The following is a 14,055-nucleotide window of genomic DNA, read 5'->3' as shown; positions in this document are numbered from 1 at the left end:
TCACCTGCGGTGCCACCTTTGGTGAGGCTGAGACCGCGATGATTTCCCTGTGGGGGCTTGCTGCGCCTTGCCCGGTCGGTAGTGCATTGGCTGCGGTGCGGGCCACTTTGGCACAGGATGTTATCGATATCAATACTTGTATCCGGAGCATGGCAGCTCCGGTCGGGTCGCTCGGCGGGACGGCGCACGTCGTTACGGAACGCAACCGATATCATCGTGGCGAGACGTGACGGGGAAGGGATGCGGCAGCGTGGCCGGATCGCAGGCAATACAGCAGGTCAACCGCATGCCCGCCATGGTCGATGTGGCCCGTGCCGCGGGGGTGTCGCCGCAGACGGTCTCCCGCGTCCTCGCGGGCCATCCCAACGTGCGGCCGCAGACGCGCGAAAGGGTGCTCGCCGCGGTCGACAGGCTCGACTACCGCCCCAACAACGCGGCGCGGATGCTCTCCTCGGGGCGCACCCTGACCGTCGGCGCTGTGATGATGCAGCTCGACTCCTACGCGCGGACGGCGTACGCGCAGAGCATCGAGCGCGCTGCCCTCCGGCACGGTTACAACGTCAACGTCGCCACGACACCGTCGGTCGACTCCGGAGCCGTTGAGACCGCGCTGCGCAGGCTGGTCGATCAGAGCGTGGAGGGGATCGTCCTGGCCGTCCCGCTCATCAACGTCAGCCCTGGCATCGAACAGCTCACGCGCGCCATCCCGTGCGTGGCCGTCGACGGCTCCCGGACTTCGTCCACCGAGGTGCTCGCGATCGACCAGGCGGCGATCGGGCGGGTGGCCACGGAACACCTTCTGGGCCTCGGCCACCGGACGGTCTGGCGTCTCTCCGGTCCGAGCGGCTGGCTGGAGTGCGTCCGCAGGGCCGAGGGTTGGCGCAGCGCACTGCAGGACGCGGGGTGCCACGTCCCTCCCGAGCTGGAAGGCGACTGGTCGCCCGAGTCCGGGTACCGCAACGGCCTGATCCTCGGGCGGATTCCCGAGGCCACCGCAATCATGGTCGACAGTGACGAGATGGCGTTCGGGACGATCCGCGCCCTGCACGAGCTCGGCAGGCGGGTTCCGGAGGACGTCTCCGTCGTCAGCGTGGACGACATCCCCCTCGCCCGGTACTGCACCCCGCCGCTGACCACGGTCGCCCAGCCCTTTGCCGAGATCGGCGCCCTGGCAGTCGACTGCCTGATGCGGCAGCTCACCGCCGAGTCCGGGACCGCCCCCCGGACGACGCCCATCGAGCCGCAGCTTGTGCTGCGGGCCAGCACCGGTCAATCCGCAGAGGGGTGACGGAAGCCGCAGTTCGCCACTGCGGCTGTGCCAGTGGTGGTGTGCGGCAGCGGCCGTCGGGGCCTGACCCCAGATCTTGGACACCAGAGACACTTGGATCTTGAAGATCCGAGGACTGGAGTCCTGTACTGATGGCGATGAAGCACTACCCGGCCGAGTTCAAGGCGGACGCGGTCGCGTTGTACCGGTCGCGGCCCGGGGCGACGATCAAGTCCGTCGCCGTGGACCTGGGCGTGAACACCGAGACGCTGAGGAACTGGATACGTGCAGCCGACGGCCGGCACACGGGCGGCCACACGGTTGCGCGGACGGTCGCCCCGGTGGTGGCCGACGGCCTGGAGGCCGAGGTCGTCGCCCTGCGGCGGCGGGTGCGTGAGCTGGAGGAAGAGCGCGAGATCCTGCAAAAGGCGGCGAAGTATTTCGCCGGGGCAACGCGCTGGTGAACCGCTTCCAGTGCGTTGCCGACCTGCGCGCCGACTTCGGCGTGAAGCGGTTGTGCCAGGTCCTCGGGATCTCCCGTTCGAGCTTCTACTACTGGCAGGCCACCGCGCCCGCCAGAGCCGCCCGACAGGCCATGGGCGAGAGGCTGACCGCGAAGATCGCCGCCGTCCATGCCCGCTCGGACGGCACCTACGGCGTCCCCCGCATCACCGCCGAACTGCGCGAGAACGGCGTCGGACCGGTCAACCACAAATGGATCGCCCGCCTGATGAAGACCGCCGGCATCGCCGGGTTCCGGATCCGGCGCCGCCGGCGCACCACCATCGCCGACCCCGCCGCCACAAAGGCCCCGGACCTGCTCGGCCGCGACTTCACCGCGACCGAGGTGAACACGAAGTACGTCGGGGAGGGACATCACCTACCTCCCGGTCGGCGGCGGGAAGTTCTGCTACCTCGCGACCGTGATCGACCTCGCGTCGCGCCGGCTGGCCGGGTGGGCGATCGCCGACCACATGCGCTCCGAGCTGGTCATAGACGCCCTGGCCGCGGCCGAGCGGACCCGCGGGCAGCCTGGCCGGAGCGATCATGCACACCGACCGCGGCTGCCCAGTACTGCAGCCGGTCCTTCGCCGCTGCCTGCCGCCGGGCCGGCGTGATCCAGTCGATGGGCGCCGTCGGCTCGAGCGCGGACAACGCCGCTGCCGAGAGCTGGAACGCGACCATGAAACGCGAGACCCTCCAGGGCCGAAAGAGCTGGTCAAGCGAGCGCGAAGCCCGCCTTGAACTCTTCCGCTGGCTGCACCGCTACAACACCGTCCGACGCCACACCCGCCTCGGACACCGGAGCCCGAACGCCTACGAGCAAGTACTCAACCGAACATCAACTACGCTGGCAACAGCCGCATAACCCGTGTCCAGGAACGTGGGTCAGGCCCCGATGGCGCATCACCCGCGGCACCGTCCCCGACCGGATCGTCTCCACCGCCGATCCCGATGCCCGACATGTCCACAAGACCCGCAGCCATTACCAGGACGGCTACAAGGCCCACCTGGCCGTCGCGCCCGAAACCGGCCTGTTCACCGCCGTCGCCCTCACCCCCCGGCAGCGGGAGCGGGTACCACGAGGCGAGCATTGCGCTCGACCTGCTCGCCGACGAGGACGAGCCCGTGGACGCCTTCGGTGACACCGCCTACTCCACCGGTCCCGCCCACCAAGCACTGGCGGAGTTAGGGCACCGGCTGTTCCTCAAACCCGCCCCGCTCAGGACCGCGGTGGCGGGCGGCTTCAGCCTCGACGACTTCGCCGTAGACACCACGGCCGGCACGGCGACCTGCCCGGCCGGCCATACCGTCCCACTGTTCGAGCCGTCCGGGCGACACATGCAGCGCAAGGCCCTGTTCACCGACCAGTGCACCGGCTGCCCGCTCCGCGAGCGGTGCAGCACCGCCAAGGCCGGGCGGATCGTCACCATTCGCCCAGAAGTGTCAGGTCTTCGGGGCCGGAGGTGAGGACGGTGACCGGCCGGGGTGCGGTGCGGGCGAGGACGGCGTCGATCGCGTGGGTGGCCGGGGCCGCGACCTCGGCGGCGGCCTGGACGAGGGCCCCGCCCGCCGCACCTGCACCGTCCGTCGTCCGCCGTGCCGAGCGGCGCCGCCGGGCCGAGAGGTCGGCGATCAGTCCGCCGTGGCGATCAGCGGCTGGAGCAGGATGTCGGGTTGGGCGCGCTGGAAGGCGTTCAGCTGCCACTTGTCGGCGAACAGGGCCAGCAGCACGTCGTCCGAGCGGCGGGTGAGCACCTCGCCGTTGATCAGGCGGGCTTTGGCCAGGGCAGCGGCGCCGTCGGCGTCAGTGATCCGGGCCACGCGGTAGGAGAGCTGGTCGAGGGCGATAGGGGAAGAAAACTCGTGCTCCATCCGGTGCAGGACCACATCGAACTGCATCGGGCCGACCGCAGCCATGACCGGCGCCTGGTCGCCACGCCGGTCGGAGACCAGCACCTGGATCACGCCTTCCTCATCGAGTTGGGCGACACCCTTGCGGAACTGCTTGGACCGGCTGATGTCCGTGGGCCGCGCCACCGCGAAGTACTCGGGGGCGAAGGCGGGCAGCGGGGGAAACTCGGTCTTCTTGCCGGTGAAGAGGGTGTCGCCGACCCGCAGCGCGCTCGCGTTGATCAGGCCGACCACGTCGCCGGGGTACGCAGTGTCGACCACGGTGCGCTCGGCTCCGAAGACGGTGTGCGCGTACTTGGTTGCGAACGAGCGGCCGCTGGCCGCCCGGGTGACGTGCATGCCGCGCTCGAACACGCCGGAGCAGACTCGGACGAAGGCGATCCTGTCGCGATGGGCCGGGTCCATGTTCGCCTGGATCTTGAACACCAGGCCGGAAAACTCCTCGCCGACCTCGCGGCTGCCGCCCTTGGCCAGCGGGCGGGGCCCGGGAGCCGGAGCGAGGTCGACCACGGCGTCCAGCAGGAGCTTCACACCGATGTTGGTCAGCGCGGAGCCGAAGAAGACCGGGCTGATCTTGCCGGCTTCGAAGGCCTCCTGGTCGTAGCCGGGGCCGGACGAGAGCATCAGCTCCAGCTCCTCCAGTGCGGTCGTCCAGGTTTCGCCCTCCTGCTCGGCGGCCTGCTCGGAGCTGAGCTGCTCCTCGAGGGCGGCGTGCGTGCCGGCTGGCACCTTGGTGTAGCGCAGCATCTGCTCGGTGTTCCCCGCTTCGACCAGGCCGCGCAGGTTGCCAGCGTTGCCCACCGGCCAGACGACCGGGACGGGGGTGATCCCGAGGTGCGTCTCGATGTCCTCGAGCAGGGTGAGTGCATCCCGGCCGCGCCGGTCCCACTTGTTGATGAAGGTGATCACGGGGACGCCGCGATGGCGGCAGACCGCGAAAAGCTTGCGGGTCTGCTCCTCCAGGCCCTTGGCCGCGTCGACCAGCATGATCGCGCAGTCGACGGCGGCCAGCACCCGGTAGGTGTCCTCGGAGAAGTCGGCGTGGCCGGGGGTGTCGACCAGGTTCATCACGTGGCCGCGATAGCCGAACTGCAATGCGGCCGAGGTCACCGAGATACCGCGCTCGCGTTCCAACTCCATCCAGTCGCTGGTCACGCCGCGTCGGTCACCCTTGGCGTGCACCGCACCGGCAGAAGTGATCGCCCGCGCGTGCAGCGCCAGCGCCTCGGTGAGCGTGGACTTGCCCGCGTCCGGATGGCTGATCACAGCGAAGGTCCGTCGGCGGCCGGCCTCATGAAGGACCTGCGGGACGGGGATTGACTGTACGGTGCTCACGTGTTTCCTCCGGTACGCATCGGCAGCAGGCCGGGTGACGCCTCTCCGTACCTGGTGAGCCGGGGATCAGGTCCACAGGCCCAGGAAGCGATAATAGGCTGTCGGGCGGCGTGGCCCCGAAATTCCCGTTCTCTGGGGGAGAAGCTGATCCAGGCACGGCTGGCGTCGGTCTCGGGCCGGCCGAAGATCAGGCCGTCGTTGTTGACGGTGGCCGGCGTCCAGCGGACGAAGAGCTTGCGGTCCATGAGCAGGACGTCCGACCAGCGCAGGTGAGGACCGGGCCCGCGACGCGATCCACAACTTCAACACGGACGGCTTCGATTCGCTCTACCGAAATACAAGGGCGGACGGCCCTGAACCGCACCGGTTCAGTGTCAGCGGACGCTGGGTGAGTTGGTGCGCTCGACCGGGGCCTGCTGACGCACGTGGGAGTGCCCGTGAGGATTCGCGTGGAGCGGGTAGGAGCTGATCCAGAAAAGGCCCACGCGTCGCGGGTCTGCCCGGTCGTCCGCCTGTCGGAGGCCGGGCTCCCTGCGTTGTCGAGCAGTGAGGAGTCATCGTGACCACACGAGTGTTGAGGGACGGTGGTGGGCAGTCCACCCCCGCCCTGACGGGCGCCGTCGACGATGGCCACTTGACGCTGGCCAAGACCTTGCAGGCAGCGGAGGCGGCCCCGCCGGTGGAGTCCCTCGACGTGGTCGCGCGCATGCTCAGGCAGCAGGTGGGGGCGGCGTCGGTGTCGTTTCTGATCACTGACTTCACCGGCAGTTCGGTGGTGCGGCTGGGTGCGGCGGGGAGCATCGAGACCGGCAGGCCCGCCAGTCGCATCCCGTTGGCGGGGACCGTGTACGACGATGTGATCCGCAGCCAGCGTCCCAGCATTCAGGAGCCCGGCAGTCACGAACTGGTGCGGGTGGTGGCTCCGGTGACCAACCGTGGGGACGCGATAGGGCTCCTGGAGCTGTTCCTGCCCCAGCCCCCGGATGCGGCGGTGATGCAGGAGATCAGCCAGACGGCACATGCGCTGGCGTACATCGTCATCGCGAACCGCTCCTTCACCGACCTGTACCAGTGGGGGCGCCGCACCGTCCCGCTGAGCCTGGCCGCTGAGATCCAGCACCGGTTGCTGCCGCCGTCGCTGGCGTGCGAGGCCGCGCAGTTCGCCGTCGCGGGGTCGCTGGAGCCTGCGGCCCATGTCGGCGGCGACACGTTCGACTACGTCATCGACCGCGACACCGTGCAGTTGTCGGTCACCGACGCCATGGGCCACGACGTCGGCGCGGCCCTGCTGGCCACGCTGCTGGTCGGTGCCCTGCGCCGGGCCCGGCGCGCCGGTGCCGACCTGCGGGAGCAGGCGCACCAGGCCGATCAGGCCATGCGCGAGCACGGTCAGGCGGGCTACGTCACCGGCCAGCTCCTGCGGATCAGTCTGGTCGACGGCACGACCGAGTTCGTCAATGCCGGACACCCCTGGCCGTTGCGCATGCGCGGCGCAGTGGTGGAGGAGCTGGCCCCGAAGGTCGACCTCCCGTTCGGCTTCCACGTCCCGCACACCTACCGGGTGCAGTCCCTGGACCTGAGACCTGGCGACCGACTGGTGATGCTGACGGACGGCATGCTGGAGCGCAACGCGCAGAGCCTGCACCTGCCGGACCTCATCCGCGCCACCCGTGGCCTGCACCCCCGCGAAGCCGCCCGCACCATGATCGGAGCGGTCGTGGCCCTTGCCGCCAACGACGGCCGCCTGCAGGACGATGCCACCGTCATGGTCCTGGACTGGCACGGCACCAACGTCTCCCAGCGTGACGCGGCCACCGGCGCCGACCTGGCCACCGCCTCACCGCCAGCACTGAAGAGGGTCATCGCGCCCGCGCCCGCGCCGTGATCCACGGCACCGGTCCTGCCCTGCCGTCCATGACTCGAGGAGCTCGAGTTGCCCCAGGTGGACCGCTCACGGTTTCAGCAGCCGGATCTGCATCGTGCTGGGGCGCACCGGGGCGGCGGGCCCAGGTGGTTCAGCGGACGCCGGCCCGCCGGACACGTCAGGATGGGTCGATGACTTTCCCCCAGTCCGACTGCGGCTCTGACCGGTTCCGCACCGACGCCCGGCTGGCGGCCCTCGCCCTGCTGCGCACTCGGGCGGCCAGCCGGGATGCGGCGGCCGCGAGCGGCCATCAGCGCTCGCCGGGTCCGGCCGGGCGCCAGGGTCGCCGAGCATCGTGTTGTGCAGGCGGAGGGTGACCGGTCCGGGGTTGTGGGGCACGTCGGTGGCGGCCGGCGCTGCGGAGGTGCTGGATACGCTGCTGGAACGAGGCCGAGCGGCCGTGGACGCAGAGCAGCAGCGGGAGGCGGCGCGGGTTGAGGGCGATCCCGCCGACTGGCTGGGCTGGCCCTCCTCCGGCGCCGCCGGCGGGCTTCGAGGCGATGGGGGCGGAAGCCGTCAGGGGTGGTCGCCGGTGTGGCCGAGGAGCCAGGCCAGGGCCCGTACGGTGCCAAGGGCGTAGTCCCGCTCCGCGGGTCCGGTGCCGGTGCGGTCGTGGACCCTCAGGAGGGCGGCGCGCTCCCCGATAATCAAGTGACTGCCGTGGGGGCAATGCCTCACGTCACCAAACGAGGTGCATTCCGGAGAACAGGCTGCCCACAGCCACGGTCATGAGGGCCAGCACTGCCACGGCGAACGCTTGCGCCACGACCGCACCCACTGCCGCGAGCCGCCACCGTCGAAGGACAGAGCCTCGTCTCCCGGCTGCAGCGGCCCCGACCCCGGCTCCCACGAGCCCGACAAGCAGGAGTAGAAAGTCCCCCACGACGTCCGGGCGCGTCCTGACGACGAACAGAGCGTCCATCCCGGCTACCAGCCCGCTGAAGAGCACGAGCCCGAAGATGTCGGCCTTCCGCGCGCTATTCGGTACCTGATCCATCCCATCCTCCGGTATCTCGCACCACGGACCGCGGCGCCCCCGGTCCAGCGGACCACGCCGGTGACAGCATCGCCAGGGGTCTCGCCGTCAAGGGCAACCTGGCGCCACCGCCGTGCCATCGTCAGCGTTTCCTCCGCGCGGCGCGATGACGTGTGGTGGTTGCGGGTGCAGGGCGGCCGGGTGCGGTCCGCCGCGGGGGTCCAGCTCGTGGAGAATCTGGTGTGTCTCGTCGGTGATCGATCCGTGCAGGGACCAGAGGGCGGGACCGTGGTCGGCGCAGCACAGTGCGTTGGCAGCTGTCGCGTGGCGCTCCTGCCCCCGATCCAGGGCGGTCATGAGCTCGTCGGTGTAGCCGGGGTCGCGGACGTGGTCGCGTTGGATGCGGGCGAAGGCATCCAGTGCGTCGGCGATGGCGGCGAGGACCTCGCCGAGCGGCTCCATCCGCCCGCACGCCTCGGTACGGGCGTCAGCTTCCCGGGGCAGCCGGCGCTCACCGCGGGCGAGGTCGTCCAGTCCGCGCAGGACCGAGCCGAGTTGGTCGCAGACGTGGCCCAGGCAGGTGAGCCCTTCGTGCAGCGGGCCGAGGGCGGCCGCCGGATCGGCGCCGCGCCGCAGGCGCCTGGGGTTGAGCCGGATGCCTTCCTGCGCCTGCGCGGTCGTCCTGCGGGCGTGTTCGAGTTCGTGAGCCGCCGCTTCCACCTGGCGCAGCCAACCGTCGGAGGTCTTCTCGTCCCAGCCCTCGCGCAGCCCGTGGGCCGCGTGCCGGGCGATGTGAGCCAACTGGTCTGCGGCTTTGGCACAGTGGTGGGCCGCGTGGCCGACGTAGGTGGGGGGTGCGGCGAGGAGGTTGACGAGAATGCCGGAGATGACGCCGAGGAGAGTGTCCCAGATGCGGACGGGGGCGTAGGGGGCGCCGGTACTCAGGACGAGCAGGACCGTGACGGGTACCTCGGTCGCCTGGGAGCCGAGTCGCAGGAGCCGTCCCAGGGCCAGGCAGGTCGCGACCGCGAGACCGATGGTGGCGAAGTTTGCGCCGGCCAGGCGCAGCAGGCCGAGGGCGGCCAGAGCGCCGAGGATGACGCCGCCGATCTGCCGCAGGCCCTGGGCCACTGTGCGGAACACGGTGAGCTGGACGGTGAGGAGGGCGGCAAGGGGTGCGAGTACGGGTTGTTCGTCCTCGCCGAGGATCAGGACTGCGGCCTCCCAGGCGAGTGCGCAGGCTACTGCCACCTTCACGGTCTGTGCGATGGTCTCCCGGTGCGGGCGCAGGCTCCGGACGGGATGACGCAGGGCTTGCCCGGTGGCCTTGGACCGGGTCTCGATGGTGGCGCGCCATCGTGCCGGCCGCGGGTCGGTTGCGGTCACGACCGCTCCGGGGTGCGTACGAGTTCGGCGGTGCAGAACGCGCAGCGGGTTGCCTGGGCGGGGATGGAGGACAGGCACTGGGGGCAGTCCCGTTTCGGTGCCTGTACGTCGTGGTGCGGGGCGAACCGTTTGTGGAGCTTGTTGACCGGCAGTACGACGAGGAAGTACAGCACGATGGCGGTGAGCGAGAAGTTGATCACGGCGTCGACGAACGCCCCGTAGGGGAACTGGACGTGGTGAACGACGAGGACGCGTCGGCTGAAGTCGCCGGTGGCGCCGGTGGCGACGCCGACCAGCGGTGTGAGGAAGGCACGGACAAGCGCGTTCACCACGCCGGTGAACGCCGCGCCGATCACCACGCCCACGGCCAGGCCGACGACGTTGCCGCGCAACACGAATCCTCGGAAACCCTTCACGGATGGCCTTCTCCTTCGTCGCCAGTATTTGGTCCGGTCGTGTCCCGGTGCCTGGTACGCGCTCAGCGCGTCACGGCTCTGCCGCAGATCACGATGCGAGGGCCGCGCCGGAGCCCCGGGACGGCGTTCGTCTGCCCCCATCTGTTGGCTCTCACGCCATCCCTGCGCTCAGCGCAGGCAGCCGGCCAACTCCCCACCCCCGGACCCGGCGAGGCGGCCCGCGCTCCGGATACCCGGCGGCCCGCGGGCCCCCACCAGCCCGGACATCAGTTCCCTCTGGCGACCGCGCCCCTCCCCGCGCCCGCCCACGTCCTGCCCTGGCCAGCCTGCCGGTAAGGCAATGTTTTCGTCGGGGCGTTGGGGGCGGAGGGCGAGCACTCTGAACCCCTACGGTCCGACAACCTGATGGCCGACGCCGCCGCGCCCTCAATCAAGGCCCCCTACACCGACCCCCCTCGACGTGCCCGTGCTCGCCGTGACAGGGACATCCACCCCCACCGCTCGGCGGCGACGGTGAACAACCGCGCGACACCCGCGAAGGCGGCGGGGCCGCCGTCGAGGGAGCCTTCCCGCACATCGACCCGCGCACCTCTCGCCGGTGGGAGCAGGGTCACCGGGCGCTGGTCACGGTGGGGCCCGCGTCCGCGGTGAAGTCCCTGGAGTGGCTCGCGGAGCAGTGCTGGACGGTGGAGTTCTCGGCGAACCCGTCCTACCTGTCCGAGATGGCCGAGGTCTTCGAGAAGAACGGACTGCGGACCCATCCGGACGGCGCCAAGCTCGTCGTGCGCGGCACCCACGACGCCATGACGACGACGTACCAGGAGCTCAACGAGCGCTCCGGCGGATGGTTCGAGGTCTCCCCGCAGATCGACAGCTAGACCGGCCCGGCGCCCGCCCGACTGCATCCGGGCTGTTCAAGGAGTGCGCCCGGGCGGTTCAGCGGACGCAGGCACGCCGGACACGTCAGGATGGGCCGATGACCTCCCCCCAGTCCGACTACGGCTCTGACCGGTTCCGCACCGATGCCAGGCTGGCGGCCCTCGCCCTGCTGCGCACTCGGGCGGCCAGCCGGGATGCGGCGGCCGCGAGCGGCGCCCAGCTCGAGTTCGTCGACTCCTGGAGCGCCCGTTACGGCGAGGGCGGCCTGCGAGTCCTGCTTGCGGCCGTCGTCGACCAGGCCGGGCTGCTGGCGGGGACCCCGGCCGGGGCGGATGCGCGGTTGGCCGCGGCGGAGATGATGGTGCTCGTCGGAGGGTCCTCGGTCGGCACGGCCTCGTAGCGGCCTTCGGACGGGCGTCGGTGGGTACCGGCCGCGATGTCCGCCGGGTGATGGCCGGGATGTGCGTTCCGGTGTCGGCGGACATCGGGATCAGGCGACCTGCGGGGCGCCGTTGCGTCGGGAGCCAGGGTCGGCGCCGCGCGGGTGTCTCCGTGTGCGCCGGATGTCACCGACATCGCCGCAGCGGCTTCCTGCGTGGGTTCGGTGGGCCGTCAGGGGCCCGGCCGTGCTCGGGGGTTCACGGCCGGACCGCCTTCCACCAGCGTGCGACCGCACTGCCCGAAACGGAAAGCCCGGCTGCGCCGCTCGGAGGACGCCGGCAGGCCCCGACGGGGAGCGCCGAGTGCGGGGAGCTCCGTCTGCGGTCGGGTCACGCCTCGGCCATGAGGGCCGGCACGGCGGCGAGGGTGAGGGCTTCGTCGATGGCGTCGCACAGCGGGGGCGTCGAGGGCGGTGAGCGGGCGGTGAGTGCGGTGAAGCCGATCGCAAGGAGCGAGACGCGCTCGGCGGTGCGCAGTGCGGGCCGGCGGCCGGGGTCGGTGCCGTGGAAGGCGTAGGCGTCCAGGGCGTGGCGCGGTTTCTGGGCGAGGTCGCCGTCGCTGTGGGGGGATGATCTCGCGGCGCAGGACTTGCTCGACGGCGTCGGTGTACCGTTCCAGGACCTGATGACTGCCTGGGGCGTGCTGGTGGAGGGCGAGGGTGCGGATCCAGGCGGCGCGTTGGCCGGTGGCAAAGGACCGGGCGAGGGCGTCGCGTTCGGCGCTGGTCGGGCCGTCGCCCGGCAGGGGGCGGTCGGTTGCAGCGGTTTCGGGGGAGGCGGTGCGCGCCGGCGGGTGGGTCGTCATGATGGGTCGACCGCGACCGCGACCGAGGCGGGCCGGACACGGGCGCCTCGCCCGTGGATGCGGCACCGGCGGACCGGCAGTGCGAAGCAGATCCGCCCGGCCAGCGCGGCGGCCATCAGCGCTCGCCGGGTCCGGCCGGGCGCCAGGGTCGCCGAGCATCGTGTTGCGCAGGCAGAGGGTGACCTGTCCGGGGTTGTGGGGCACGTCGGTGGCGGTCGGCGCTGCGGAGGTGCTGGATACGCTGCTGGAACGAGGCCGAGCGGCCGTGGACGCAGAGCAGCAGCGGGAGGCGGCGCGGGTTGAGGGCGATCCCGCCGACTGGCTGGGCTGGCCCTCCTCCGGCGCCGCCGGCGGGCTCCGAGGCGATGGGGGCGGAAGCCGTCAGGGGTGGTCGCCGGTGTGGCCGAGGAGCCAGGGCAGGGCTCGGACGACGCCGAGGGCGTAGTCCCGCTCCGCGGGTCCGGTGCCGGCGCGGTCGTGGACCTTCAGGAGGGAGGCGCGCTCCTCCTGTTCCAGGCGCAGCGCGGTGGGCCGTCCCTCGGCGCGGGCCCGGTGGTCGATCGGTGCCGTCTTCCAGTGGCCCATTCGTAGGCGGGGAGGGCGCCGTCCAGCGCGGGCGGGAGCGGCCGCGCCTGGTGTGCCAGGTGGGCGATCGCATCCTCGACCTCGGCGGTGTCGCGCACGCCGATTGGCCCGTCGGTCGTCGGCTCCTCACTGGGGGGGGGCATGCACCGACCGTAATCGGCGTCACCGTGCCAGGGGTGGTGCGGCCCGCCGACGGCCCGCGGCGTGACCTGTTCGGCTGCTGGCGTGCCGGGGTGGCTCGAAGTGCTCGGTCGGGCAGTACGGGGGCGGGGCGGCGGGGTAGGGTGGGTGTACCGGCCTGGCGTCACCTTGGCGTTCGCCGGAAGCCCGTCGGCCGTCGACACACTGTCTCCCCGATCCCGAGTGGATGCGATGCCCCGGCCCACGCGAGCAGCGTGGAGCCGTTAGTGGGCCCGGAAGGGACGCGTGTGCCGTGACCTCCTACGACCGACCCCTGCGAAGTAGTCCTGACGCGACACGCCAGATGCCCGATGCCGCGATCACCGTCACGGTTCGTGACGGCGCTGTGGTGTGCGCGATCACCGGAGCCCTGCACCACGACAACGAGGCGCAGTTTCGCGCGGTGCTGACCCGTGCCCTGGCCCGGCAGCCGGGCGTGCTGGCCGTCGACCTGTCCGGCGTCGACCTGCTCGCCTCCAGCGGCCTCAACGCGCTCCTGACGGTTCGGCGGGAGGCGATCGAGCGCGGTGTGCGGCTGGTGCTGGTCGCCCCCTCCGTACCCGCGCGCCACACCCTGCGCATCACCGAGGTCGACACCGTCCTGCTCACCGTGCCCACCCTGGAACACGCCCTGCGTTGACAACGGTGCGGAACCGACCGCCGCACCAGGAGTGGCCAGCCCCGACGGGGGCAGACGCAGGACTTGGACTCCAAACCCTCGGGGATGCTTGCTGTGCGCCCGCTGCCGGTCCACCCGGCCTTCCACCGCCGCCTGACCTTCCCGGCCTGGCCGGCGCCCGACGTCAGCGCGGGCATCGCCTTCACCCGCAGCACCCTCGACGCCTGGTACCCCGGCGCGGATCCCGCCACCGCCGCCGACGTCATGCTGGTGGCCGGTGAACTCCTCACCAATGCCGCCGAGCACGCCGGCGGCCCCCTCGCCCTGGTCCTGCGCCGCACCCCGCACGACCGGATCCGGATCGAGGTCACCGACGCGGCCCCGGCCACACCGCAGCTGCAGCCCTTCGCCCCGCACACGCCCCGCGGCCACGGACTGCGGATCATCGACCACCTCGCCACCAGCTGGGGCTGCCGTCCCGCCGGCGACGGCAAGAGCGTCTGGGCCGAATGCGACCTGACCCCCGCGCCCCCTCCCGGTCGGCCGCACCGGACCGGCTGAACACGGCGGGCCTCACCCGGCGGGCGCGCCCTCGCCGAACAGCGGGATGCGAGGTGATCGAACTGCGGGGCGTCGCACCCGAGCCCGATACGCGGCCCACCGGCCGTAGTACCGGAGTGGCCGGAAAGGGCGGCGCGCATCGTGGGGCGGGCTCTTGCTTGGGTGCCCCGTCCCGCGGGGGTGGCGTGGCGGGACGGGGGCTTCCAAGGAGCACCACCGCGCGTGGCCGACGGCGTGCGTGTTCGACGGTACGGCTGGTCGAGGCGC

The 14,055-nt window shown here is 71.5% G+C and carries 16 protein-coding genes and 2 pseudogenes; 10 read left to right on the top strand and 8 right to left on the bottom strand.

Annotated features, from left to right (window positions below):
• The first annotated feature begins 286 nt into the window (after window positions 1-286).
• The 4 genes and pseudogenes from ABEB06_RS05835 to ABEB06_RS39295 all read left to right on the top strand — a co-directional run bounded on the left by ABEB06_RS05835 (window position 287) and on the right by ABEB06_RS39295 (window position 3,238).
• The gene (locus ABEB06_RS05835) at window positions 287-1,288 is read left to right on the top strand and encodes a LacI family DNA-binding transcriptional regulator (protein WP_425559762.1); all 1,002 of its coding nucleotides are present in this window, start codon (window positions 287-289) and stop codon (window positions 1,286-1,288) included.
• A 131-nt stretch (window positions 1,289-1,419) separates the two neighbouring features.
• Window positions 1,420-2,636 (top strand): annotated as a pseudogene (locus tag ABEB06_RS05830) (IS3 family transposase).
• A 37-nt stretch (window positions 2,637-2,673) separates the two neighbouring features.
• Window positions 2,674-2,913, top strand: coding sequence for a transposase (locus ABEB06_RS05825; RefSeq protein ID WP_345701749.1), 240 nt, complete (start codon window positions 2,674-2,676; stop codon window positions 2,911-2,913).
• Window positions 2,897-3,238: a transposase gene (locus tag ABEB06_RS39295; RefSeq protein WP_425559577.1), complete on the top strand. Its 342-nt coding sequence runs from the start codon at window positions 2,897-2,899 to the stop codon at window positions 3,236-3,238. The genes ABEB06_RS05825 and ABEB06_RS39295 overlap by 17 nt, the downstream gene beginning before the upstream one ends.
• Before the next feature lie 165 nt (window positions 3,239-3,403).
• Here the strand turns inward: ABEB06_RS39295 and ABEB06_RS05810 are convergent, their stop codons facing one another.
• The gene (locus ABEB06_RS05810) at window positions 3,404-5,017 is read right to left on the bottom strand and encodes a peptide chain release factor 3 (protein WP_345695701.1); all 1,614 of its coding nucleotides are present in this window, start codon (window positions 5,015-5,017) and stop codon (window positions 3,404-3,406) included.
• Window positions 5,014-5,262: a hypothetical protein gene (locus tag ABEB06_RS05805; RefSeq protein WP_345695700.1), complete on the bottom strand. Its 249-nt coding sequence runs from the start codon at window positions 5,260-5,262 to the stop codon at window positions 5,014-5,016. The genes ABEB06_RS05810 and ABEB06_RS05805 overlap by 4 nt, the downstream gene beginning before the upstream one ends.
• 29 nt (window positions 5,263-5,291) lie before the next feature.
• On the opposite strand from ABEB06_RS05805, the pseudogene ABEB06_RS39290 reads away from it, so the two are divergent.
• Both ABEB06_RS39290 and ABEB06_RS05800 read left to right on the top strand, forming a co-directional pair.
• Window positions 5,292-5,371 (top strand): annotated as a pseudogene (locus ABEB06_RS39290) (helix-turn-helix domain-containing protein); the annotation flags it as partial.
• Between the two features lie 280 nt (window positions 5,372-5,651).
• Window positions 5,652-6,902 carry a PP2C family protein-serine/threonine phosphatase gene (locus tag ABEB06_RS05800; protein WP_345701747.1) on the top strand — a complete coding sequence of 417 codons (1,251 nt, stop codon included), beginning with the start codon at window positions 5,652-5,654 and terminating at the stop codon, window positions 6,900-6,902.
• Between the two features lie 555 nt (window positions 6,903-7,457).
• On the opposite strand, the gene ABEB06_RS05795 is transcribed toward ABEB06_RS05800, so the two are convergent.
• From ABEB06_RS05795 to mscL, 4 genes are all read right to left on the bottom strand, one after another.
• On the bottom strand, window positions 7,458-7,592 hold the full coding sequence (locus ABEB06_RS05795) for a hypothetical protein (protein WP_345695699.1): 135 nt from the start codon (window positions 7,590-7,592) through the stop codon (window positions 7,458-7,460).
• Between the two features lie 28 nt (window positions 7,593-7,620).
• Entirely contained in the window at window positions 7,621-7,938 is a 318-nt protein-coding gene (locus ABEB06_RS05790) for a hypothetical protein (protein ID WP_345695698.1), read from the bottom strand.
• A gap of 87 nt (window positions 7,939-8,025) precedes the next feature.
• Window positions 8,026-9,303, bottom strand: coding sequence for an FUSC family protein (locus tag ABEB06_RS05785; RefSeq protein WP_345695697.1), 1,278 nt, complete (start codon window positions 9,301-9,303; stop codon window positions 8,026-8,028).
• The gene (gene mscL, locus ABEB06_RS05780; RefSeq protein WP_345695696.1) at window positions 9,300-9,719 is read right to left on the bottom strand and encodes a large conductance mechanosensitive channel protein MscL; all 420 of its coding nucleotides are present in this window, start codon (window positions 9,717-9,719) and stop codon (window positions 9,300-9,302) included. Before mscL ends, ABEB06_RS05785 begins: the two co-directional genes overlap by 4 nt.
• Before the next feature lie 629 nt (window positions 9,720-10,348).
• Here mscL and ABEB06_RS05775 point away from each other — a divergent pair.
• Both ABEB06_RS05775 and ABEB06_RS05770 read left to right on the top strand, forming a co-directional pair.
• A complete protein-coding gene (locus ABEB06_RS05775; protein ID WP_345695695.1) occupies window positions 10,349-10,597 on the top strand; it encodes a hypothetical protein in 249 nt (82 codons plus the stop codon).
• A 98-nt stretch (window positions 10,598-10,695) separates the two neighbouring features.
• Window positions 10,696-10,998 (top strand): hypothetical protein, encoded by a 303-nt coding sequence (locus tag ABEB06_RS05770; protein WP_345695694.1) that lies wholly within the window; start codon window positions 10,696-10,698, stop codon window positions 10,996-10,998.
• A 370-nt stretch (window positions 10,999-11,368) separates the two neighbouring features.
• Here ABEB06_RS05770 and ABEB06_RS05765 read toward each other — a convergent pair whose 3' ends face one another.
• Both ABEB06_RS05765 and ABEB06_RS05760 read right to left on the bottom strand, forming a co-directional pair.
• Entirely contained in the window at window positions 11,369-11,731 is a 363-nt protein-coding gene (locus tag ABEB06_RS05765) for a hypothetical protein (RefSeq protein WP_345695693.1), read from the bottom strand.
• Between the two features lie 493 nt (window positions 11,732-12,224).
• On the bottom strand, window positions 12,225-12,428 hold the full coding sequence (locus ABEB06_RS05760; protein ID WP_345695692.1) for a hypothetical protein: 204 nt from the start codon (window positions 12,426-12,428) through the stop codon (window positions 12,225-12,227).
• Window positions 12,429-12,912: 484 nt separating this feature from the next.
• On the opposite strand from ABEB06_RS05760, the gene ABEB06_RS05755 reads away from it, so the two are divergent.
• Both ABEB06_RS05755 and ABEB06_RS05750 read left to right on the top strand, forming a co-directional pair.
• A complete protein-coding gene (locus ABEB06_RS05755; RefSeq protein WP_345695691.1) occupies window positions 12,913-13,248 on the top strand; it encodes an STAS domain-containing protein in 336 nt (111 codons plus the stop codon).
• 84 nt (window positions 13,249-13,332) lie between these two features.
• Window positions 13,333-13,788 (top strand): ATP-binding protein, encoded by a 456-nt coding sequence (locus ABEB06_RS05750; RefSeq protein ID WP_345695690.1) that lies wholly within the window; start codon window positions 13,333-13,335, stop codon window positions 13,786-13,788.
• Window positions 13,789-14,055 lie beyond the last annotated feature (267 nt).

Source organism: Kitasatospora terrestris, assembly GCF_039542905.1.
Classification (GTDB): Bacteria; Actinomycetota; Actinomycetes; order Streptomycetales; family Streptomycetaceae; genus Kitasatospora; species Kitasatospora terrestris.
Note: the sequence above shows the minus strand (reverse complement) of the source record. Positions and strands in the feature narration are given on the sequence as shown.